The sequence below is a fragment of the Pannonibacter sp. Q-1 genome (assembly GCF_054073275.1).
The window spans coordinates 239981-262764 of the sequence record NZ_JBSXNB010000007.1; the positions used below are offsets into that span (position 1 = coordinate 239981).

The 22784-nt window shown below is 65.1% G+C and carries 18 protein-coding genes; 16 read left to right on the forward strand and 2 right to left on the reverse strand.

Annotated elements, in window-relative coordinates:
* The first annotated feature begins 50 nt into the window (after positions 1 to 50).
* The 7 genes from bglB (at position 51) to ACVNHC_RS19640 (ending at position 9083) form a co-directional block, all read left to right on the forward strand.
* Positions 51 to 1151 (forward strand): beta-galactosidase BglB, encoded by a 1101-nt coding sequence (gene bglB, locus ACVNHC_RS19610; protein WP_374631203.1) that lies wholly within the window; start codon positions 51 to 53, stop codon positions 1149 to 1151.
* Entirely contained in the window at positions 1148 to 1984 is an 837-nt protein-coding gene (gene kduI, locus ACVNHC_RS19615) for a 5-dehydro-4-deoxy-D-glucuronate isomerase (protein WP_457168909.1), read from the forward strand. The genes bglB and kduI overlap by 4 nt, the downstream gene beginning before the upstream one ends.
* Complete coding sequence (locus ACVNHC_RS19620; RefSeq protein ID WP_457168911.1) at positions 1981 to 4455, forward strand: hypothetical protein; 2475 nt, start codon at positions 1981 to 1983, stop codon at positions 4453 to 4455. The genes kduI and ACVNHC_RS19620 overlap by 4 nt, the downstream gene beginning before the upstream one ends.
* Positions 4456 to 4503: 48 nt before the next feature.
* Complete coding sequence (locus ACVNHC_RS19625; protein ID WP_457168913.1) at positions 4504 to 5766, forward strand: ABC transporter substrate-binding protein; 1263 nt, start codon at positions 4504 to 4506, stop codon at positions 5764 to 5766.
* A 177-nt stretch (positions 5767 to 5943) separates the two neighbouring features.
* The gene (locus tag ACVNHC_RS19630) at positions 5944 to 6924 is read left to right on the forward strand and encodes a carbohydrate ABC transporter permease (RefSeq protein WP_050475350.1); all 981 of its coding nucleotides are present in this window, start codon (positions 5944 to 5946) and stop codon (positions 6922 to 6924) included.
* The gene (locus tag ACVNHC_RS19635) at positions 6924 to 7976 is read left to right on the forward strand and encodes a carbohydrate ABC transporter permease (RefSeq protein WP_457168915.1); all 1053 of its coding nucleotides are present in this window, start codon (positions 6924 to 6926) and stop codon (positions 7974 to 7976) included. The genes ACVNHC_RS19630 and ACVNHC_RS19635 overlap by 1 nt, the downstream gene beginning before the upstream one ends.
* 9 nt (positions 7977 to 7985) lie before the next feature.
* Positions 7986 to 9083 carry an ABC transporter ATP-binding protein gene (locus ACVNHC_RS19640; RefSeq protein WP_058901067.1) on the forward strand — a complete coding sequence of 366 codons (1098 nt, stop codon included), beginning with the start codon at positions 7986 to 7988 and terminating at the stop codon, positions 9081 to 9083.
* Between the two features lie 725 nt (positions 9084 to 9808).
* Here ACVNHC_RS19640 and speB read toward each other — a convergent pair.
* On the reverse strand, positions 9809 to 10858 hold the full coding sequence (gene speB, locus ACVNHC_RS19645) for an agmatinase (RefSeq protein ID WP_457168917.1): 1050 nt from the start codon (positions 10856 to 10858) through the stop codon (positions 9809 to 9811).
* 343 nt (positions 10859 to 11201) lie between these two features.
* Here speB and ACVNHC_RS19650 point away from each other — a divergent pair, with 343 nt between their 5' ends.
* The 7 genes from ACVNHC_RS19650 (at position 11202) to ACVNHC_RS19680 (ending at position 18288) form a co-directional block, all read left to right on the forward strand.
* On the forward strand, positions 11202 to 12242 hold the full coding sequence (locus ACVNHC_RS19650) for an ABC transporter ATP-binding protein (RefSeq protein WP_123195965.1): 1041 nt from the start codon (positions 11202 to 11204) through the stop codon (positions 12240 to 12242).
* 4 nt (positions 12243 to 12246) lie between these two features.
* A complete protein-coding gene (locus tag ACVNHC_RS19655; protein WP_050475348.1) occupies positions 12247 to 13098 on the forward strand; it encodes an ABC transporter permease in 852 nt (283 codons plus the stop codon).
* Entirely contained in the window at positions 13098 to 13892 is a 795-nt protein-coding gene (locus ACVNHC_RS19660) for an ABC transporter permease (RefSeq protein ID WP_123195856.1), read from the forward strand. The genes ACVNHC_RS19655 and ACVNHC_RS19660 overlap by 1 nt, the downstream gene beginning before the upstream one ends.
* Positions 13889 to 15277, forward strand: coding sequence for an NAD(P)/FAD-dependent oxidoreductase (locus ACVNHC_RS19665; RefSeq protein WP_457168920.1), 1389 nt, complete (start codon positions 13889 to 13891; stop codon positions 15275 to 15277). The genes ACVNHC_RS19660 and ACVNHC_RS19665 overlap by 4 nt, the downstream gene beginning before the upstream one ends.
* Positions 15274 to 16752: an aldehyde dehydrogenase family protein gene (locus ACVNHC_RS19670; RefSeq protein ID WP_457168922.1), complete on the forward strand. Its 1479-nt coding sequence runs from the start codon at positions 15274 to 15276 to the stop codon at positions 16750 to 16752. The genes ACVNHC_RS19665 and ACVNHC_RS19670 overlap by 4 nt, the downstream gene beginning before the upstream one ends.
* Positions 16753 to 16898: 146 nt before the next feature.
* Positions 16899 to 17249 carry a cupin domain-containing protein gene (locus ACVNHC_RS19675; protein WP_050475331.1) on the forward strand — a complete coding sequence of 117 codons (351 nt, stop codon included), beginning with the start codon at positions 16899 to 16901 and terminating at the stop codon, positions 17247 to 17249.
* Positions 17250 to 17358: 109 nt separating this feature from the next.
* The gene (locus tag ACVNHC_RS19680) at positions 17359 to 18288 is read left to right on the forward strand and encodes a LysR family transcriptional regulator (protein ID WP_162936511.1); all 930 of its coding nucleotides are present in this window, start codon (positions 17359 to 17361) and stop codon (positions 18286 to 18288) included.
* A gap of 34 nt (positions 18289 to 18322) precedes the next feature.
* Here ACVNHC_RS19680 and ACVNHC_RS19685 read toward each other — a convergent pair whose 3' ends face one another.
* On the reverse strand, positions 18323 to 20323 hold the full coding sequence (locus tag ACVNHC_RS19685; RefSeq protein ID WP_082676199.1) for a tripartite tricarboxylate transporter permease: 2001 nt from the start codon (positions 20321 to 20323) through the stop codon (positions 18323 to 18325).
* Positions 20324 to 20744: 421 nt separating this feature from the next.
* Between ACVNHC_RS19685 and ACVNHC_RS19690 the strand changes: the two genes are divergently transcribed.
* Both ACVNHC_RS19690 and ACVNHC_RS19695 read left to right on the forward strand, forming a co-directional pair.
* Positions 20745 to 21416, forward strand: a complete 672-nt coding sequence (locus tag ACVNHC_RS19690; protein WP_050475290.1) for a response regulator transcription factor — start codon at positions 20745 to 20747, stop codon at positions 21414 to 21416.
* Positions 21413 to 22777 (forward strand): sensor histidine kinase, encoded by a 1365-nt coding sequence (locus tag ACVNHC_RS19695; protein ID WP_457168926.1) that lies wholly within the window; start codon positions 21413 to 21415, stop codon positions 22775 to 22777. The genes ACVNHC_RS19690 and ACVNHC_RS19695 overlap by 4 nt, the downstream gene beginning before the upstream one ends.
* Positions 22778 to 22784 lie beyond the last annotated feature (7 nt).

The following is a 22784-nucleotide window of genomic DNA, read 5'->3' on the forward strand; positions in this document are numbered from 1 at the left end:
GGGCCTCAAGACATGACCGCCTTGGGAGAGGCGGAAGGCGGGAGGACTTCATGGCTCTGAATGGCGCAACCATTCTCACCAATCTTGACCGGCTGGTGGCCGGCATGACCGGCTTGAAACACGACGGCCGTTTTCACGAGCCCAATCTCGATGGTACCGCCGGGGACTACATTTCCTTCGACAGCTGGGAATGGCCGCAGGGTGTCGGCCTCTACGGTCTGATCCGGCTCTGGCAGTTCACTGGCCGGGACGATCTCAAGGCGCTGATCGAGGGCTGGTACGAGACGCGGCTCGCCGCAGGCCTGCCGCCGCTGAACGTCAACACCACCGCGCCGATGCTCGGTCTCTCTGTTCTCTGGCGCGAAACGCAGGACGCCCGCTGGAAAGCGCCACTCGATGCCTGGGCGGACCGGGTGATCGCGGAGATGGGCCGCACGGAGGAAGGCGCCTTCGAGCACCACGTCTCCGACAAGGTGAATGACGGCGAACTCTGGGACGATACCCTCTACATGGTCGCGCTGTTCCTGGCCTCCTACGGTCAGGCAAGCGGCCGGCAGGAACTGGTGGACGAGGCGGCACGCCAATTCCTCGTCCACACCCGCTACCTGTCCGACGTGGAAACCGGTCTGTGGTTCCACGGCTGGACCTTCCGGGGCCGGCACAATTTCGCCCGCGCCCGCTGGGCCCGCGGCAATGCCTGGATCACCGCCGGCATTCTCGACCTCTTCGACCTTGCGGACCTGCCGCGCCCGGTCAAGGATTTCCTGCTGGGCGTGCTGACGGCGCAGGTCAATGCGCTTCTGCCGCTGCAGACGGAAAGCGGCGCCTGGCGCACGCTGCTCGACGACCCGGCCTCCTACGAAGAAACATCGGCGACCGCCGGCATCGGCTACGGCCTGCTGAAAGGCTATCGTCTCGGCCTCGGCACGCCGGCCTGGCGCGAAGCCGGACTGAGAGCCGTCGGGTTCGTGGTGGACAATATCGATGCGAGCGGCACGGTGCAGAACGTCTCCTACGGCACGCGCATGGGCCACGACCTGCAGTTCTACAAGGACATCCCCATCCAGCCGACCGGCTATGGCCAGGCGCTGTCGATCCTCTGCCTGTCGGAGGCGCTGAGCCACGTGGATGCTGAGGAGAAGGCCGCATGAGCATGCGCGTTCTCTACGGGGCCTCCCCCGATGACATCAAGACCTACGATACGGACCGCCTGCGTCAGGCCTTCCTGATCGAGGATCTGTTCCGCGAGGGCCAGGTCAACTTCGTCTACACCCACGTCGACCGCCTGATCCTCGGCGGTGCCGTGCCAGTCACGTCGCCGCTCGGCTTCGGGTCCGGCGAGGATATCGGCACACCCTGCCTCCTGTCCGCGCGCGAGATGGGCATTGCCAATCTCGGCGGCGCAGGCTCCGTGACGGTCGATGGTGAGACCTTTGATCTCGGCAATCGCGACGTCCTCTATGTGGGGCGCGGCGCGCAGGCGCTCGAGGTCCGGTCCGCCGATCCGGAACAACCGGCGCGCTTCTACATGAATTCGGTCCCCGCGGGCGCAGATCATCCGCATCGCCTGATCACGCGGGCGGAATCGAAGCTTCTGGAACTCGGCGAGGAGAAACGCTCCAACAAGCGCAAGCTGCGCATGTACATCCACCCGCAGGTGGCGCCCTCATGCCTGCTGCTGATGGGCATTACCGATCTCGCCGAAGGCAGTGTCTGGAACACCATGCCGCCGCATCTGCATGAGCGGCGGATGGAGGCCTATTGCTACTTCGGTATGGGCGCGGAAGACCGTGTCATCCATCTGATGGGACGGCCGGACCAGACACGCAACCTGATCGTTGCCAATGACGATGCGGTGCTTTCACCGGCCTGGTCGATCCACATGGGAGCCGGCACCGGCCCTTACGCCTTCGTCTGGGGCATGACCGGCGAAAACCAGGAATACAACGATGTAACCCCGGTGGCCGTGGCGGATCTGAAATGACGGCTGAACAGACCTACATGCGAAAGCCCCTCAGCGCCGGTGAGCCGGTGCGCTACTGGCAGCTGGGGCCGGTGATGGAAGAGCGTTTCGACACGCCTGACCAGCCGATGCAGGGTGAGATGGACCCCTTCTTTTTCCTCACCAAGCACAAGAACTTCATTCCGCACGAATACCCCTGCCGGACGATCTTTGCTGAAACCTATCGCGGCAAACGCCCGGATGTCCGCGGTGCATTTCAGCCCGTCCGCTGGTGGCTGCCCTTCGGTTCGCCGCGCGTCGATCTCTCCGGTTTCTGGTTCCGCCCGACACGGCTCGCCACCTGGGCCCGCACCCTCATCGAGGTGCCCGAAGCAGGCCCGGCCAGGATCCGGCTCGGCACCTGCGGCGGCGCGGTCCTGTTCCTCAACGGCCAGGAAACCGGCTGGATGGCGCCCTATGGCCGCAATCTCGAAACGCGGCAGGAGTTCGAGCTGCCGCTGAAGGCCGGGCTCAACGAGGTGACGCTGTTCTTCGACGACCTGGCAGAGCGCGACGCCCGCTATTTCTTCCAGTTCGACTATCTGGCGGGACCGGCCGCCCAGGTCGCGATGCCGGTGCCGGTCGAAGGCTCCGTGGCCGAAAGCATCGAGGCTGCCCTGGAGGGCATGCATCTCGACCGCCCCGCATATTTCTCCGGCGATATCACGCTGCTCTTCGCCAAGCCGCTGCCGGTGGCCGCCGGCGTCAATGTCACCATCGAGGGCGATTTTATCTCCCGCGAACGCTTCGACCTTGATTTCAAGCTGGAGGCCGGTGCCACCCGCCTCAATCTGGGTCCCGCCGAACAGGTACCCGCCGATTTCCGCCATTTCCGCATTGCGCTCGATGCCGGCAGCTTCGTGGCCGCACGTCCGCTCGGCGTCGAAATCTGCCATGCGGAGCGTCAGGGTCCGGCGCCCGCCACCCTTGCCGGCCGGATCCGCGAAACGCTGGATACGGTCTCCTGCCATTCCGAGCGTGATACCGTGTGCGCCTTTGCCCGCCTCGCGAGCGGCCGGGCCGGTGCCGATACGGACGCGATGATCGAGGAGATCCTGCCCTCGATCGAGGACTGCCACGACTGCGCCGATTTCTCGCTGGTGCCGCTCATCTGGTCGCGCACCGTGTGGGGCAACGATATCAACAGCAAGACCCGCGACCGCATCGACCGTGCCATCCTCAACTTCCGCTACTGGATGGATGAGCCGGGCAATGACGTGCAGTGGTATTTTTCCGAAAACCACGCCCTGCTGTTCCATACCGCCAGCTATCTCGCCGGCCATCTCCTGCCCGGGGCGGCCTTCGTCCGCTCCGGCCGCAAGGGCGCCGAGCAGTCACAGACCGGTGCCGCGCGGGTTCGCGCCTGGCTCGATCACTTCGAGCACTGGGAAATGGCAGAGTTCAACTCCGCCCCCTATTTCCCGATCGATCTGAAGGGCCTGACAGCACTCGCAGCTCTCGCCCCGGACGAGGATATCGCCGCGCGGGCCAGGGCCGGCATCATCCGGCTCTGCGAGATCATCGCCCGCTCCGCCCATCATGGCATGATGACGGCGGCGCAGGGGCGCTCCTACGAACACACGCTGTGTGCCGGCCGCTCGCTGGAACTCTCGGGGGTGACGCGCCTGCTCTGGGGCAAGGGCTGGTACGGGCGCCGCGTCCATGCCCTGCCGCAGCTCGCCGTCTGCCTGCGCGACCACGGCCTCGAGGTGCCCGGCGAACTGCTGGCGGTTGCCAGCCACCGCGGGCCTTCCCACCAGGAATGGCGTTTTGCCCAGGGCCAGGACGGGTTTGCCGCGCTCTACCACTACAAGGGTGAGCATTATGCCATGGGCTCCGCCGTGCATTACCGCTGGAAGGACTGGGGCTATCAGGAGACGGTCCTGCACCTGCGCATCGGCGAAAAGCCGGAAGCGGCGATCTGGATCAACCATCCGGGCGAGGTCATCCAGCTCGGTTACGGGCGCCCGTCCTACTGGGGCGGTTGTGGCACGGTGCCGAGAGTGCAACAGTATCGCGGGCTGGCGATCGCCGGCTTCGACGTGCACGAGGACCAGCCGGAATTTTCACACGCCTGGTTCCCGCGTGCAGAATTCGAGGAAAGCCGTGTGTCTGCAAACCGGGCCTTGGCCCGCAGCGGCAAGGGCGTCGCGGTTCTGATCGGCAGTGGCGAGCTTCTGCCGGTCGGGGAGGGACCGTCAGCCGGCACGGAACTGAGGCTTGCGGGGCGCAAGACACGCTGGATCGTGCGGCTGGCGGAAACCGGTGATCTCGCGGCAGCGGAGGCGCGTTATGCTGGCTTGAAGGCAGAGATGTCGGAGGATGGAACAATTAGCGTCAACGATCCGGACTATGGTCCCGTCAGGTTCCTGGCCGATGGATCGGTGAATGCGGAAGGCCGCACCCTGCGCCGTGAAGACTATACCGTGAAGGGTGAGGCCATCATGCTTTGAGCAACCGGGGTGGATGGAGGATCTGCCCCACAAGGAGGAGGAAAGAGCATGGCATTGAAATCACTTCTTGCTGCATCGGCCCTGGCGCTGATGGCAACCACCGCCCATGCTGGCGATGTGCGCATCATGTGGTATTCGGACGGCATCGAAGGGGAAGTGTTCCAGGACCTGATCAACCGGTTCATGAAGGAAAACCCGGGCATCAACGTCATCGTGGACAATGTCGCCTACAGCGTCATCAAGGAACAGCTGCCGGTGCAGCTGGAAGCCGGCAACGGCCCCGATATCGCCCGCGTCACCTCGATCAAGGATCTTTCCAAGCACTGGCTCGACCTTCGTCCGCTGGTGGCCGACGCCAAGTATTGGGACGAAAACTTCGGCGCCAATGCCGACTGGATGCGCCCGGACGGATCGGACCAGATCTCCGGCTTCATGACGCAGCTGACGCTGACCGGCGGTTTTGCCAACAAGACGCTGTTCGAGCAGGCGGGCGTGCCGCTGCCGGGCCCGGAAGCCACCTGGGATGACTGGGCGGACGCTGCAAGGAAGGTCGCAGCCAGCCAGCAGATCCCCTACCCGATGGCGATGGACCGTTCCGGCCACCGCATCACCGGGCCGGCCATATCCTATGGTGCCAACTACATCGGCGCCGATGGCAAGCCGCAGCCGCTGGACGAAGGTGCCAAGGCCTATCTCGGCAAGTTCATCGACTGGTCGAAAGACGGCACCATGTCGAAGGACATCTGGGTGTCAGCCGCCGGCCAGTCGTACCGCGCCGGCGCCGACGACTTCATCAACGGCCAGGTCGCCTTCTACTATGCCGGCTCCTGGCAGGTGCCGAACTTCGCCAACAAGATCGGCGACAATTTCGACTGGGTGGCGACCGGCAGCCCCTGCGGCCCCGCCGCCTGCACCGGGCTTCCGGGCGGCGCGGCGCTCGTGGCGGTGAAATACACCAAGAATCCGCAGGAAGTCGCCCAGGTGATGGATTACCTGGCCCGCAAGGACATCGTGAAGGAGTTCTCCGAGCGCACGCTGTTCCTGCCGGCGCACCAGGGCGTCATCGCCGAAGGCGTCAACTTCAATTCGGACAGCCAGCTGGTCAAGGACGCATTGAACACCTTCGTCAACGCCACGAAGACCACCTCTGACCTGGCGTTGAAGATGCCCGGCTGGCGCTGGTCGGACACGATGTACGGCGCAGTCGTCACCCGCATCGCGCAGGCGGTGGCCGGTGAAATGACGGCGGAGGATGCCTTCGCGCGCATCGACAGCGATGTCGCCGAAAAGGTGAAAGCCTCCGGCCTCTGAGTCAAACCCGACCGTGAAGCACCCGCCTGCCCCTGTTCAAAAGGGGTGGGCGGCCCCTGCCCGCGTCTGGCCGCGCCTGGCCGCGCGGCGCCTGATGCATGAGGAAATGCCGCCATGGCGCAGCCACCACCCCCATCCAAGCGGCCGGCCCCGCCGCAGACAACCGACTGGCTTTCTATGATGCTTCAGCCCGTGCATCTGCTGATGGGGCTTGCCGACCGGCCGCTCCGCTATCTGCAGAAAAAGACCGGCACCGGCGGCATGGCGGTCTTCTTCATCGCCCCGAACATGCTGATCTTCGGCCTTTTCGTGCTTTTGCCGCTGGTCATCAACCTTGTCTACTCGCTCACCGGCGGGACGGCGCTGTTCCTTGATGAACGCACCTTCGTCGGCGCCGGCCAGTACAGGCAGATCTTCAACTGCACGAACTATCTCGATCCGATGTCCTGCCAGGAGGACGCCTTCTGGACTGCCGCCGGCAACACGTTCTGGTTCGTCGTGCTGCAGGTCAGCCTGATGATCCTCGCCTCGCTGATCACGGCGCTGATCCTCAACCGTGAACTGATCGGCCGCTCCTTCTGGCGTGCCGTCTTCTTCTTTCCGGTCCTGCTGTCGCCCGTCGTCGTCGGCCTGATCTGGCGGTGGATCCTGCAGCGGCAAGGCCTGCTGAACTCGATGCTCTACCCCTTCGGCTTCGAGCCATACACCTGGCTTTCGGACCGCACCTTTGCCTTTGGCGCTGTCGTCGGCGTTTCCATCTGGGCGCATATGGGTTTCTACACGCTGATCCTGCTTGCCGGCCTGCAGGCGATCCCGAAGGATCTCTACGAGGCCGCCGAGATGGACGGCACCAAACCCGCGCGCGTCTTCCGGCGCATCACCCTGCCGCTGCTGATGCCGAACCTGCTGGTGGTGATCGTGCTCGCTCTCATCAAGGCCGTGCAGGTGTTCGACGAGGTCTTCGTCCTGACCGGCGGCGGCCCCGGCACCAGCACGCTGTTCATCACGCAATACATCTACGAAACCGGCTTCGTCTCGCTGCCCCGCAATGCCGGTCTTGCCGCAGCCGCCTCCATCCTGATGGGTCTGGTGCTGGTGGTGCTCACGCTGATCCAGCTGGGTGCCGCCCGCAAGAACGAGAACAAGGGGAAACGCTGATGAGCACCGCAATCGCCTTCCTCACGCGCCGCAAGGGCGGCAAGGGCTGGCACTGGACGGACATTGCCACCTGGATCTGGCTGATCGGCGGCCTGCTCGTGATGTTCGGCCCTGCCGTCTGGCTGACCCTCTCCTCCTTCAAGACACCCGCAGCGCTTGCCGAGTTTCCGCCGAGCCTCCTGCCCTATGTCACCCGGCAGGTGCAGGTGGAGGGTTACGATAAACCGCTGCCGCTGTTCAACGCAAAGCTTCCCGACGGCTCGGCGCGGGTGCTGGCGGAAGTCCGGCGTGTCGGCATCGTCAGCCAGATGGTCGATCCGCAGGCGCCGGGCGAAATCATCAAGGTCAATATCGGCGACCGCGAGCCGGTGCGCGAAGTCTCCTTTGCCACGGAGAACTACACCCAACCTTTCATGCAGTTCGATTTCTTCCGGTATCTGTGGAACTCGGTCTTCGTGACGGTGATGGCAACGCTGATCACGCTGATCGTCAACTCCATGGCAGCCTTCGCCCTGTCGAAATACGAGTTCAAGGGCCGCAATACGGCGATGCTGGTGATCCTTGCAACGCTGATGGTGCCGCTCTCGGTCATTCTGGTGCCGCTCTATTCGATCATCTCCTCGGTCGGCCTGTTCAACAGCCTGTGGGGCGTGATCCTGCCGACGGTGGCGACACCGACCGGCGTCTTCATCCTGCGCCAGTACATGCTGACGATCCCGGACGAGTTGATCGATGCGGCACGCATGGACAAGGCGTCCGAATGGCAGATCTACTGGCGCATCATGCTGCCGCTGACGGCGCCGGCGCTCGCCGTGCTTGCCATCTTCTCCGTCGTCTGGCGCTGGAACGATTTTCTCTGGCCTCTCATCGTGCTCTCACGGCGGGAACTCTACACGCTGCAGGTCGGCCTCTCGATCTATTCCGGCGAGCTGAACGTGCAGTGGCACTACATTCTGGCAATGACGGTCGTCACCATGATCCCGGTCGTGCTGGTCTTCATCTTCCTCCAGCGCTTCATCACCAGCGGCATTGCCGGCTCCGGGCTGAAATAGGATAGACCCATGGGTAGCATCACACTTTCCAACATCCAGAAGTCCTACGGCGCGGTGCATGTGCTGCACGACATCAACCTTGCCATAGAAGAAGGCGAATTCGTCGTCTTCGTCGGCCCCTCCGGCTGCGGCAAGTCCACGCTGCTGCGCGTCATCGCGGGCCTGGAAAAGGTGACCGGTGGCGATCTCAAGATCAACGGCACGCGGGTCAACGAGGTGTCGGCCGCCGACCGCGGACTGGCCATGGTCTTCCAGTCCTATGCGCTCTATCCGCACATGACGGTGCGCCAGAACCTCGCCTTCGGGCTGGAGAATTCCGGCATGCCGAAGCCGGAGATCGCGACCCGCATCGCAGAGGCCGCGCGCATGCTGGAAATCGACAATTACATGGACCGCCGCCCCGGCCAGCTCTCCGGCGGCCAGCGCCAGCGCGTGGCGATCGGCCGGGCCATCGTGCGCCGCCCAACCGCCTTCCTCCTCGACGAACCGCTGTCCAACCTCGATGCGGAACTGCGTGTCTCCACCCGTGCGGAAATCGCGGCGCTCCATGCCCGGCTGAAGTCCACGATGATCTACGTCACCCATGACCAGGTGGAGGCGATGACGCTCGCCAACCGCATCGTCGTGATGCGCGCCGGGCGCATCGAACAGGTCGGCACACCGCTCGATCTCTACAATCAGCCGGCGAACCGGTTCGTGGCGGGCTTCATCGGCGCGCCGCATATGAACTTCATCGAGGCGGAGGTGGCGGGCAGCACGCCGGATGGCCTGACGGTCAGGGCCGCAGACGGCACGATGATCGCCATCCCGCTGGCAAGGACCGCTCTCAAGGCCGGGGAAACCGTGTCGCTCGGCATCCGGCCGCAGCATATCGAGGTTGCAGCTGGCGGCACGGCATCCGGCCTTGCAGCAAGCGTTCGCATGGTCGAGGCGCTCGGGTCGGAAACCGTCATCCATGCCGAGGCCCTGGGACAGAAGCTTCTGGCGATCGTACCCGGTCAGCACCGTTTCGCGGCAGGAGACGTCATCACGCTCCTCTGGCAAAACGCTCCGCTGCATCTCTTCGGGGCCGATGGCTCCCGGATCGGGACGGCCCAGCCTGCCTGAAAGCCCCGCTTCACAACGCCGCAAGCCATTGATCTGCATGGCCTCCGGCAAGGGCCGGCAGTGTTTGCAATGGACGCAAGAGGAAGAATGCACCAGCATGATGGCAGGACGCCTCCGCCCCCTCCCCACGAGGGGGCAGGGTTTACAACGGACTTCCAGTGAGGCTCCCCGGTTATGGTTTGAGGAAAGCCTGCGTTCTGGTCATTCCGGCACGGCGTTTCAGCCCCCCTCCCCCTCGTGGCTACCGGATTCACACATCGTATAACAAGACGCTGCAAACATTGCCTTGATGCCAGAAAGGCGAACAGTTTCAGAGTCTTGCCTCTTTGTCTGAGGCCTCTCGTTTCCCCTCCCCCTTGAGGGGAGGGGGTAGGGGTGGGGGTCTTCACGCCGGAGCGCAGCTTGACTGGCACTCGTCTCGGCACAGCGCTCCCGCAATGAAAATACCCCGTGTTTTCAGTCTGCTACCCCCACCCCTCACCCCTCCCCTCAAGGGGGAGGGGAGCAGATAGGCCGTGCCGTTGAAACTACGGCTGAACCCCCGTGCCAAAGCCCTGAAACGTCTTTCTGCACGATGAATGCATACAGTAGCCCACCAGGGGGAGAGGGGCGCTGCGGCAAAAGGAGAGTGCCTGCCTCCTTATTGCCTCCGGTGTAGACATTGCCGCGCGGGCCGGAGACCGCGATGGAGAAACCGCAGGGTTGTACCCTGCCCGCGGGCCCCGTCAGCGGGCGGCGCGCAGGGCTTCGGTCATCAGGCACAGTTCCAGGAACAGGATCTGCGCCGCAATCTGTGCGGTGTTCGTGGTCGCGTCATACTGCGGCGCCACTTCCACCACATCCGCCCCCACCACATTGAGGCCCTTCAGCCCGCGCAGCAGTTCCATCACCTCACGCGGCTGCAAGCCGCCCACTTCCGGCGTGCCGGTGCCCGGCGCAAAGCCGGGATCGATGCTGTCGATGTCGAAGGACACATAGACCGGGCCGTCCCCCACCACGGCCCGCGCCTGCGCGATGATGGCCTCCATGCCCCGCCGGGGCACGTCTTCGGCGTGGATCACGGTCATGCCGCTTTCCTGCGAGAACTCCCAGAGATATTCCGCGCCGCCGCGGATGCCGATCTGGATCGTGCGGGCCGGATCGAGCACGCCGTCCAGTACCGCCAGCCGGAACGGCCCGCCATGCTGGAACTTGGCGCCCTCGTAGGGTCCGGCCGTGTCGCAATGGGCGTCGATATGGATCATGCCCACCGGCTGGTCCGCGCCAACGGCCTTGAGGATCGAGGCCGAAATCGAATGATCGCCGCCGACGCTGAGTGGGCGCACTCCGGCCTGAACCAGCTTGCGGTAAAAGGCCTCGATGTCGGCATGGCAGGCGGCCAGATCATAGCGGCTGCGCATCGGCACGTCGCCAATGTCGGCAATGCGCGCATTCGAGAAGGGCGTCACATCCATCACATGGTCGTAGGGGCCGATGCGCTCGATCGTCCGCAGCGCCCTCGGGCCGAAGCGGCTGCCGTTGCGGTTGGTGACGCCCAGATCCATCGGCACGCCGATGAGGGCCACATCCAGGAGAGCCTGCCCCGCCGCATCCAGCGCTTCTTCCACATAGGGCGCATCCAGAAAGGTCGGCACGCCGGCGAAGGGCCACTTGCGCGTGTCGGAGCCGGTGAACTGCGCCTGCGCGACTTCGCGGAAACGCGGATTGAAGATGTCGCCACCGGCGGCATTTGCGTATTTGGACCTGAGCGCTGCGAGCTTATCCTGATCGACCATTCCAGCCTGCTCCTTGAAAACACTGGCCAGAAGGCTAGGCAGGAAAGCAGATTTAGTACTTCGGGATTGTCCGAAGTGATGCCCGTTCTTTTCTGATGTTCCCCCGCCGCCGCTTCCGCCAGCGTGACAGGACAAACGTGTAAAAGCACGGCGGGAACAGACAGATGACCAGCAGACCAGACGCCCTTGCGGCGCATTTCACCCGTTGCGGCCTCCCCGGCCTCCTGCGCGCAGGCCAGTTGATTGGCCGTCTGCCCGGTTGAGCGCTGCGCTTCCCCGCCCCGCCCTTCCTCGCGATGACATGCCCGGTGCGCCTGATCCGGGCATGAACAGGAGAATGTACATGCCGGGTTTAACGATCCGAAACATCAGCAAGACCTACGGCTCCGCCTACGCCCTGCGGGACGTCAGCCTCGATGTGGACCAGGGGCAGTTTGTCTGCCTGCTGGGGCCCTCGGGCTGCGGCAAGTCCACGCTCTTGCGCATTCTCGCCGGGCTGGAGACGCCGGACAGCGGCACGATCGGGCTGGGTGGCCAGAACATCACCGCCATGCCCGCCCACAAGCGCGACTTCGGCATGGTGTTCCAGTCCCTCGCCCTGTTCCCCCATCTCACGGTTGGCGAAAACATCGCCTATCCGCTGAAGCTGCGGGGCGCCTCCCGCGCGCAGTGTGATGCGGAGGTCGAGCGGCTGCTGGATCTGGTGCATCTTCCGGGCGTTGCCGGGCGCGCCATTTCGCAGCTCTCCGGCGGCCAGCGCCAGCGCATCGCCATCGCCCGTGCGCTTGCCCTCAAGCCCCGGCTCTTCCTGCTGGACGAGCCCATGTCCGCCCTCGATGCCAAGCTGCGCGAGGCCATGCAGGTGGAGCTGAAGCGCCTGCAGCGGGAACTGGGCATCACCACATTCCTCGTCACCCATGACCAGCGCGAGGCGCTGACCACGGCCGATCAGGTGGTGCTCATGTCCGGCGGCGTCATCCAGCAGGTTGCCCCGCCGGTGGAGATCTACAAGGCGCCGGTCAATGCCTTCGTCGCCGACTTCATCGGCGTCACCAATCTCCTTCAGGGCGAGGCGCAAGGGGCAGGTCAGGCAGTGGTGGCGGGCACGCCCCTCCACATCAGCGGGGCTCCGGCCAGCGGCACCTTCACCTTCTCCATCCGCCCGGAGGAGATCGACCTGCGGGATGCGGGAGCGCCCAACACGCTGCCCGGCACGGTCAGCTTCGTACGCCATCTGGGCGCTTCGGTGGAGATCAGCGTCAGCGTGCCGGGCCTTGCCTCCGACCTCACCGTCAGCCCGCCGCTGAAGCACATGCCGCAGCTTTCCGTCGGGGATCCGCTGCACCTGCATATCCCGCCTGCGGCCTGTGTGATCCTGGGGTAAGATGATGAGCACCGCCAAACCCGCAAGTCCCCTGGGCTATCTTCCCGCCGCCGCGCCGGGCCTCGTGCTCGTGCTGCTGTTCGTGCTGCCCTTCGGCTCCATGGTTCTGATCTCCTTCTACAAGAACCTCGGCGGCGGCACCTATGAGGCGGTCTTCACACTCGCCAATTACGAGCGGCTGCTCAGCGCCTTCTTTGCCCGGCTGCTGATATCCTCCTTCAGCCTTGCGGCCATTGTGGCGGCCATCGCGCTGGTGATCGCCTTTCCCTTCGCCTGGCTTCTGGCAAATGCGCCGCGCAAGACGCAGGTGCTGTGGCTGATCTTCCTGCTGTCGGTCCTGTCCCTGTCGGAATCGATCATCGGCTTTGCCTGGTCCACCCTGCTGTCGCGCACGGCCGGCATTTCCAACCTCTTCGTGGCGCTGGGGCTTCTGGCCAAGCCGGAATCCTACACGCCGGGGCTCGGCGCCCTGATCGCGGGTGTCGTCTACATCGCCTTTCCCTATGCGGTGCTGCTGCTCTACCCGATCCTTGCCCGGGTGGACCCGCATATCGAGGAAGCGGCCCGCACGCTCGGCACCTCGCCGCTGCGCACCTTCTTCACGGTGATCGTGCCGATGCAGCGCAACCTGCTGCTGACCACGTTCCTGATGATCTTCGTCTTCACGCTCGGCTCCTACCTGATGCCGCAGATCCTCGGCCGCCCGGCCAACTGGACGCTGTCCGTGGCCATCTCCGATCAGGCGCTGCTGCAGTCGAACATTCCCTTTGCCGCGGCGCTCGCCATCTTCCTCGTGCTCGTCACGCTGCTGATTGCCGGTGCTGTCGCACTCTTCGGACGCAAGGAGAACAGCTGATGAGCCAGGTCCTGTTCCGCCGCCTCTTCTTCTGCCTTCTGGGCCTCGTCATGGTGGCGCCGCTCGCCGTGGTGCTCGGGGTCTCGGTCAACGAGAAGAGGTCGCTGACCTTCCCGCCGCAGGGCTTCAACATGGGCTGGTACAGCGAGCTTTTCCTCGACCCGGCCTGGTTCGGCGCCTTGGTCAACAGCCTCACCATCGCGCTGATCTCGGCAGCGGTTTCGGTTGCCATCGCCCTGCCGCTGGCCTGGTTCAGCTGGCGCTACCGGCTGTGGTGGGTGAAGGTGTTTGTCGCTCTGGGCCTGCTGCCCTTCCTGCTGCCGCCGGTCATCTCGGCCCTCGGCTTCCTGTCCTTCTGGACCCAGACCGGCCTCTACGGCCAAAGCTGGACGGTGGTGGTCAGCCACGGCGTCTTCCTGGTGTCGCTGCCGCTGGTGTCGATTTCCCTCGGCTTTGCCTCGCTGGACAGCGCCCTGCCGGAAGCCGCCGCCACCATGGGCGCGGATGACTGGAAGATCCTCAGGACCGTGCTGCTGCCGCTGGTCCGGCCCTACATCATCTCGGGCTTTGCCTTTGCCTTCGTTATCTCGCTCAACGAATACATCATCTCCTACATGACCATCGGCGCGGTTCTGGAAACACTGCCGATGAAAATTTTCAACTCCCTGCGTTACGGCTATACGCCGGTGATCGCTGCGGCATCCGTGTTCTTCGTTGTGGTGACGGTCGGGATCCTGTCCCTCGTTGCCCGGTTCTCGGACCTGCCAAAACTTCTCGGGGCTCCCGCAAGATGACAAGAAACCGCAAGGCCCTGGCCGATGCCACGATCTACCCCTTCTGGCTCGACAATCCCGCCGCGCCCGAAACCTGCGGCCACCTGATCGGCGCAACGGATGCGGATCTGGCCATTGTCGGCGGCGGCTTCACCGGTCTGTGGACCGCCATTCTGGCCAAGCAGCGCAATCGCGGGCGGGATGTGGTGCTGATCGAGGCGGGCAAGATTGCCCACGGCGCATCGGGCCGCCCCGGCGGCATCGTCTCCACCTCCGTCATGCACGGGCTGATCAACGCCGCCCGCGTGTTCCCGAAGGACCTTGCCGCGCTGGAGCGCATGGGCAAGGACAATCTCGACGGCTGGCGCAAGACCATCGAGGACTACGGCATCGATGCCGATCTGGAATGGACCGGCGAGATGACGGTGGCCGTCGACAAGCGCCATCTGGCCGAGATCGACGAGGAATATGCCCTTGCCAGCGCGCATGGCCACACGGTGGTCAAGCTGAACCGGGAAGAAACGCAGGCCGAGGTGAATTCCCCGCTCTATCAGGGGGCCATGTGGTCGCGCGAGCGCAGCGGCACGGTGCATCCGGCCAAGCTGGCCTGGGGTCTGCGCCGCGTGGCGCTGGAGCTGGGCGTGCGCATCTGCGAGCACACGCCCATGACCGGCGTGGAGGACAACGGCGGCACGCTGACCATCCTCACCCATGACGGGCGCATCAAGGCGCCGCGCGTTCTGTTTGCCACCAATGCCTGGGCCGCCGGCCATCCGCATATCCGCCGCCGCATCGTCGCGGTCCGCGACCGGGTTCTGGCGACGGAGCCTCTGACGGACGAGCAGCTGTCGCGCCTCGGCTGGAAGCACCGGCAGGGCGTCTATGACACCCGCACCCAGCTCAACTACACGCGCCTCACCCGTGACAACCGCATCATCTTCGGCGGCCGTGTCGGCTATTACTTCAATGACCAGACCGACCCGGAGGCCGACCGGCGCATCGGCACCTATGACCAGCTTGCGGGCTATTTCTTCAAGACATTCCCGCAGCTGGAAGACGTGCGTTTCACCCATGCCTGGTCCGGCCCGATCGACCTGTCCATGCGCCTTGCGGTGCATTTCCAGCGCTATTATGGCGGCAAGGGCGTCTGGGCGGGCGGCTACTCGGGCTTCGGCGTCACCACCACGCGCTTCGGCGCGGGCATCGGCCTCGACATTCTGGACGGCCACGAAGGGCCGGACCTCGACCTCGACTTTGCCCGCACCCTGCCCCGGCCCATTCCGCCGGAGCCGCTGCGCTGGATCGGCGCAAAGCTGACCATGTATGCCCTGGACGAAGTGGACGAAAAGGGCGGCTGGCGGAAGGCATGGGTCAATCTGGTTCACAAGATGGGTTTCCCGCTATGAGCAGCAGCACGTTCACCGGTCCCGCACCGGCCTATTTCACCCGCTCCCGCACCGTTTTCCTCAATGGCGCCTGGCACACCGGCACGGCGGGGGCAACGCTGACCGCCGTCAGCCCGTCCACGGCAGAAGTCTTTGCCGAATTCGTGCCCGCCTCCCCGGCGCAGGCACAGGCGGCGGCAGAGGCGGCGAGCCTTGCCTTCCCCCACTGGCGGCGCACCAGCGGCGCCGAGCGGGCGGAATATCTCGCCGCCTTCGCCGAAGGCCTGCGCGCCCGCAAGCCGGACCTCGTGGCGCTTCAGATGCTGAACAGCGGCAAGCCCCGCTTCGAGGCGGAGATCGACGTGGAGGATGCCGCCGCCACCTTCGACTATTACGCAGGCCTTGCCCGCGAGATGGATGCCGGACAAGGCAGGCCGCTGGCGCTGGCCGATCCCGCGCTCGGCGGGCGCAGCTTCCTGGAGCCGCTGGGGCCGGTGGCGCTGATCGTGCCCTGGAACTTCCCGATGGTCACCACCGCGTGGAAGCTCGCCCCTGCGCTGGCCGCAGGCTGCACCGCCGTGCTCAAGCCGTCCGAATTCACCACCCTCGCCGAACTCGTCTATGGCGACATCGCGCTCGCCTGCGGCCTTCCGGCGGGTGTGCTGAACATCGTGCCCGGCGGCGCGGCCATCGGCGGGGCGCTCTGCACCAATCCGGTGTTCCGCAAGATTTCCTTCACCGGCTCCAATGCAACGGGTGCCCGCGTCATGGCCGCAGCTGCCGAACGCACTGTGCCCGTTTCGCTGGAGCTGGGCGGCAAGTCGCCGCTGGTGGTGCTTGAAGGCAGCGATCCGGCAACGGCAGCGGACATCATCGCTGCGGGCATTTTCTTCAATGCCGGCCAGATGTGTTCGGCCACCTCCCGCGTCATCCTCCCCGCCGCCTCAAGCGCCAGCATCGAGGAGGCCCTGCTGGCCAAGGTCCGCTCCCTGCGGCTCGGCGGTCCGGGCCTGGCGGAGGCGGACATGGGGCCGCTGACCACGCGGCCGCAGTTCGGCAAGGTGCAGGGCTATCTGCGGCAGGCCGCAGCCGCCGGGCTCACCTGCCTGCATGGCGGCAAGGCGGCCGACATCGACGGCGGTTTCTTCATCGAGCCGACCGTGTTCCGCGATGTGCCCGCGAGCCACCCCGTCTGGCGCGAGGAGATCTTCGGACCGGTCGTGGCCCTCACCACCGCCTCCTCCCCCGATGAGGCCATGGCCCTTGCCAATGACACGGACTACGGCCTTGCGGCCACTGTCGTCGGCCCGGACGCGGACGAGGCGCAAGCCTTTGCCGCGCGCATCGATGCCGGCCATGTCTGGATCAACACGCCGCAGATCATCTTCCCCAACACCGCATGGGGCGGGTTCAAGGGCAGCGGCATTGGCCGCGAGCTGGGGCCATGGGGCCTTTCCGCCTATTGCGCCGTCAAGTTCATCACCCGGCCGTCCTGACCGCTCATGCCACTGCCCGGCGAGCCTGACTCATCGGGCAGTGGTCAACTCCTTGCGGCGCCTGAGCATTTCCAAGGCGCGATGCGTCAGCATCGAAAGCCCTGGCATCAGGGACAGCCGCGCAGCAACTCTCCGGGGAAGTTCCAATGACCAAACTCACCGCGATGACTGCAGATGGCCCGGCGGGCCTCGAACCTTGCCAGGTGGTGCCTGCAGAAAGCCTGCTCAGCGCAGCTCCCGCCGAACAGGGCGCCGTCGTCTTTGATCAGGACGGCAAGACCTGCGGGCTCTGGGAGGCAACGCCCTATGCGGAGCGCATGGAAGACTATCCCTTTTTCGAGCTGGCCCACATCCTGTCCGGCGCTGTCGTGATCACGCCGGAGGGCGGCACTCCGCAGCGGTTCTCGGCGGGGCAGAGCTACTTCATGGAAAAGGGCTTCACCGGCCGCTTCGAGGTCGTCGAGACCTGCCGCAAGGCCTATTTCGTCACCGGCTGACGCAATCGGAACCTGATCCCGGCGCCGCACCTGCCCGGTGTGCGGCGTTGGCTTCGCGCTGAAGGAGGACTAAGCTGACATGCATGTGCCACTGGCAGCTGGAGCTAGCGTGAACCGGGAGCTTATTCCCCACGGACAGATCAGTCTCGACACGGCGGATATCCGCCTCATCCGCATCTTCATCCGCGTGGTGGAGGCCGGTGGCCTCAGTGCTGCGCAGCCGGAGCTGAATCTCTCCCTCTCCAGCATTTCGGAAAAGATCTCCGCCCTGGAGCAGCGCCTCGGGGTGAAGCTGTGCAACCGCGGGCGCTCGGGCTTTTCGCTGACGGAGCATGGCCGCCAGGTCTTTGACGAGGCAACCCGGATGCTTGTGTCGCTGGAGCAGTTCAGCAAGCGCGTCTCGGGGCTGAAATCACGGCTCACCGGCACCCTGTCGATCGGCATCGTCGACAATACGATCACCGATCCCAACTCCCCTTTCGCCGCCGCCGTGGCCGCGATGGTGGAGACGGCGCCCAATATCAGCTTTTCCGTGGAAACCCGCCCGCCGGGCGAGCTGCTGCGCGATGTGGTGGGGCAGAAGCTGGATCTGGCCATCAGCAGCTTCCCGCGCGTGTCGCTGGGCCTTGCCTATATCGACCTTTATGACGAGACCCAGAATTTCTACTGCGGCAAGAACCATCCGCTGTTTGCCGTGCCGGACAGCGAGATCGAGATCGAGACCGTGCGCAGACACCGGATCATCGGCCGCAGCTACTGGGCCGCGCGGGACATCAAGATTTTCGCCATCACGGCCCCGCATGCCACCGTTTCCAACATGGAGGCCGAGGCCCATCTGATCCTGTCCGGCGCCTATCTCGGCTACCTGCCGGATCATTTCGCCGCCCAGTTCGTCGGTCAGGGCCTGATGCGGTCCATCCGCCCCGACCTCTTCTCCTACCGCGCCCGGTTTCAGGTGGCCACCCACGAGGACTGGAAGAAAAAGCCGCGCGTGCGCGCCTTCATCGAGATCCTCGAACAGATCTGCCAGAAAGGCTGACCCGCCCGTTTGTTCTGGGCGGGTCAGGTTTTGCTTATCGGAATGGCCAGGGCAGGTCCATTGCGTCCTGCAGCATGCCTGACGGGAAGTTGAGGGAGAGGGCCCATGCGAGGGTGAGGATGACGCCGGCGGCCCCTGCGGTCATCAGGAGGGTTGCGAGCAGTCCGGCCCTTGCCCTGACGATGAGGAAGACGGGGAAGAACAGCAGCAGCGCGCCATAGAAGCCGATGAGGGCGGTGAGGCCGACGAGGCCCGCGATCCAGGCAAGGCCGCCCCACAGGTTGCCGATGCCCGGCTGGCCGACGTGATCGCCCGTCAGTTCCGCATCGAAATGCGAGTGATGCCCGGTCTTGCCCCGCACCAGCTGCGGGATCAGGATGGCCAGCATCACCAGCCCGATGATGGAAACGGACAGGGGGAAGACCTGGGCGAGGAAGTCATGGCGGAGCGCGTCGTTGAGGGCGATCAGCAAGGCCCCTGCCATGGCCACGGCGAAGGTGATCTGGGGCAGATGCGCGCGCAGGGACGGCACGTCGGGCGCATCATCCACGTTGGGCACCACATGGCCGTGCTCGTCGATGCGGTTGCGCAGGCCGAACCAGATGGAGGCCAGCGTCATCAGGGCGATGGCGATGACGCCCGGGCGGAAGACGAAGTCCCAGCCGTTGAACTGCAGCGCCTGATAGAGATAGGTCTCGGCCTGGGGGGCGAGCACATAGCCGATCAGCAGCGCCGGGCGCGGCCAGCCGAAGCGCTTCATCAGCACGCCGAGGACGCCGAGGCACAGCAGCGCCACGAGATCGGCGAGCGAGCGGGTGGCCTGGAAGGCGGCAAAGCAGATCAGCACGATCATGAAGGGCGCAAGGCGCTGGAACGGGATCTGGGTCAGCTTGGCGATGGGAATGGCCAGGGCCAGACAGATGCCCGCGCCCATGACATTGGCGAGCGCCAGCGACCAGATCACCGAATAGGTGATGTTGAGGTCCGCGCCCACCATGGAGGGGCCGGGCTGGATGCCGAGCAGGACCATGCCGCCGAGGAAGACGGCCATGGCGCCGGAGCCGGGGATGCCGAACAGCATGGTGGGCAGCAGGGCGCCGCCCTGCATGGCGTTGTTGGAGCTTTCCGGGGCGATGACGCCGCGGATGTCGCCCTTGCCGAACTGCGGGTCCTTCTTGACGGTCTGGACCGCATGGCCATAGGCGATCCAGTCGACGACCGAGCCGCCGAGGCCGGGAATGGCGCCGATGATGCAGCCGAAGCCGGAGCAGCGGGCGGACAGCCAGATATTGGCCCACCAGTCGCGGAGGCCCTGGAACCAGCCCGAGCCAAGGGCATTGCCCGAGGCGATGGCGGAATTCTTGCGCAGGAGATCGGCGATCTCGGGAATGGCGAAGAAGCCGAGGCCGACAATGACCAGCGGGATGCCGTCATACAGATAGTCGAAGCCGAAGATCATGCGGAACTCGCCGGTGGCCGGCGCCCCGCCGATGGAGCCGATGATCAGGCCGATGCAGCAGGCCGCCAGCCCCTTGGCAAGGCTGCGCCCGGCCAGCACCGCCACCATGGACAGGCCGAAGAGCGCCAGCATGAACAGCTCCGCCGAGCCGAAGGAGAGGATCAGCGGCCGGGCGATGACGACAAAGCCGGTCAGGATGATGGCACCGAAGATGCCCCCCGCCATGGAGGAGATGAAGGCGGCCGACAGGGCCCGCGCCGCCTGCCCCTGCCGGGCCAGCGGAAAGCCGTCGAGCACGGTCGCCTGGCTGGCGGAGGAGCCGGGAATGCCCATCAGCACCGAGGAGAACGTGTCCGAGGTCGGGATCACGGCGACAAGCCCGATCAGCATCGCCAGCGCGCTGATCTCGTTCATGCCATAGAGAAAGGGGATCAGCAGCGACAGCCCGGCGATGCCGCCAAGGCCGGGGATCACCCCGATCACAAGCCCAACCGACACGCCGATGAGCATGTAGAACAGGTGCTGGAAAGACAAAAGCGTGCCAAGCGCAGACAGTAACGTGTCAATCACGGTCATAACTCCGTGAACACCGCGGCGATCCGCAGGTTCTCAAGATGTTTGATGAGATCTGGAAGGCGCATGGCAAGGCGTGACAGCACGCATCGCCGCACCGGACGGGCAGGAAATCAGGATCCCGGCTCTAGTGGAGGTTTTCTCTGGAGGCCCGGGCCGCATCCGCGCCCGGGGCCAGGTCACATCCCGCCGGGGCCTGCAGTCCCGCTGTAAACAGCGTTGCAGCCGGATCCCTCGCGCCCTGGCGCGTCAGTGCAAACAAAGTCAATGGATCATTCCTCCCCCGGCCCCTGAACAGCATCAGGATGCAGCCAATTCTTATCTTCTGATGGAAGCGGACTTGATTTCTCCTCGTCAAGTCTGCTTGATCGCACATTACGAAAGTTTGCTGTCCGTAACCTGTCTGACAACAGAAGGCACGAAGGTGCGAATAATCCTCGTCGAAGATAACATGAGCCTGGCACAGGGCATCGAGAATGCGCTGAAGGATCAGGGTCATGCGGTCGACCATCTCGACGACGGGCTGGCCGCGGAAGAATTTCTCAGAACAGAGACCTGCGACGTCATCATCATTGACGTCAACCTGCCGGGACTGACCGGCATAGAGCTCACCCGCCGCCTGCGCCAGCGCGGGGATGCAACGCCCGTGCTGATGCTGACCGCCATGGGCAAGACCTCCGACCGGGTCAACGGACTGGATGCGGGGGCCGATGACTATCTGGTCAAGCCCTTCGAAATGGCAGAGCTTTTCGCCCGCCTCCGGGCCCTGTCCCGCCGCCGCCCGCAGGTTGCGCCGCAGATCGAAACGGCCGGCAGCCTGACCTATGACCGGCAGCAGCGGACGGTCTACCGGGATGGCGAAAGGCTGGACCTGCCCCGCCGCGAACTGACCCTGTTCGAGCTGCTGCTCGACCAGAGGGGGCGGCTTCTGGCCAAGGAGCATATCACCGCATCGCTCTATGGCACCGGGGCGGAAGTCGAGGCCAATGCCGTCGAACTGCTGATTTCCCGCCTGCGCCGCAAGCTTGAGGGCAGCGGCGTCCAGATCCGGACCGCGCGCGGCCTCGGCTACATGCTGGACACGGACCCCGCATGAACCGGCTCTCCCTGCGCGCGCGGCTGTTCCTGCTGCTGATCGTGCCGCTGGTCATCATTGCCGCCTTCGGCGCCTATGCCCGTTATGAAGCGGCGCAGAACCTGTCGCGCCAGCTTTATGACAAGACGCTGCTGGCGGTCGCCCTGACGATCTCCCGCGATGTGATCATTTCCGAAGGCGACATGCTGACCGAGCCGCTCCTCGAAGAGCTGACCACCGCCCTGGGGGACCCGGTCTATTACCGCATCACCGGCCCGGGCGGCAGCTTCGTCACCGGCTATTCCCACTCCCCCCGGATTCCGGAGGACATCAGCCTGCAGAGCGGCCAGCCCAGCTTCTTTGACAGCATTTATCTCGGCAGCGAGGTCCGTTCGGTCGTGCTGCGGGAGTTCATTGCCCATCCCCGCTTCAATGGCTGGGTCACCGTTGAAGTGTGGCAGACCACCACGCAGCGCAGCGCGCTGAGCCAGGAACTCTTGACGGAATCCCTGCTGCTGCTTGGCACCGTCATCCTGTCGGCGGCGCTGATCCTGTGGTTCGGCATCCAGCTGGGCCTCAAGCCGCTTCTGGACCTGCGCAATGCCATCAGCCTGCGCACGCCGGACGACCTGCGCCCCATCCGGCGCTGGGTGCCGAAGGAGCTGCGGCCGCTGGTGGAGACGACAAACTCGCTCTTCTCGCGGCTCGCCAAGGCCTTCGAGATCCGGGCCGCCTTCATCTCCGACGCCGCCCATCAGGTGCGCAATCCCATTGCCTCCATCGTCAGCCAGGCGGAAGCCGCCCTGTCTGCACCGGATGAGGAAACGCTGCGCAAGCGGGTGAGCGCCATCGCCGTTTCGGCAAGGGCCACCGGCCGGCTGACCAACCAGCTTCTGTCGATGGAGCGGGTGCGCGGCCGCAGCCTGCGCTCGCTGTTCACGCAGGCCGATCTCGCCGCCCTCGTGGCCGAGCGCGTGCGTGCCTTTGCCGAGATCCAGATGCGCCGCGATGTTGCGGTCAGTTTTGCCATGGAGGGCGAGGCAAGGCCCGTCACCTGCGATCCGGTGATGGTTGAGGAAATGCTGGCCAATCTTCTCGACAATGCCGTCCGCTACGCCCTGAAGCCCGGCGGTGAGCTGACCGTGACGCTGGACTTCCAGCCGGAAACCGTGCGGCTGAGCGTGCAGGACGACGGGCCGGGCGTGCCGGAAGACCTGCGCGAGCGGGTGTTCGACCGCTTCTTCCGGCGCAGCCTCGACATGGACAACGGCTGCGGCCTGGGTCTGGCCATCGTTGCGGACATCGCCGCCGCCCACGGCGGCCACGCCTGCTGCCTCCCGTCCGGCCGCGGCGCGCTGTTCGAGGTGGAGATCAAAGGCTGAGACCGGA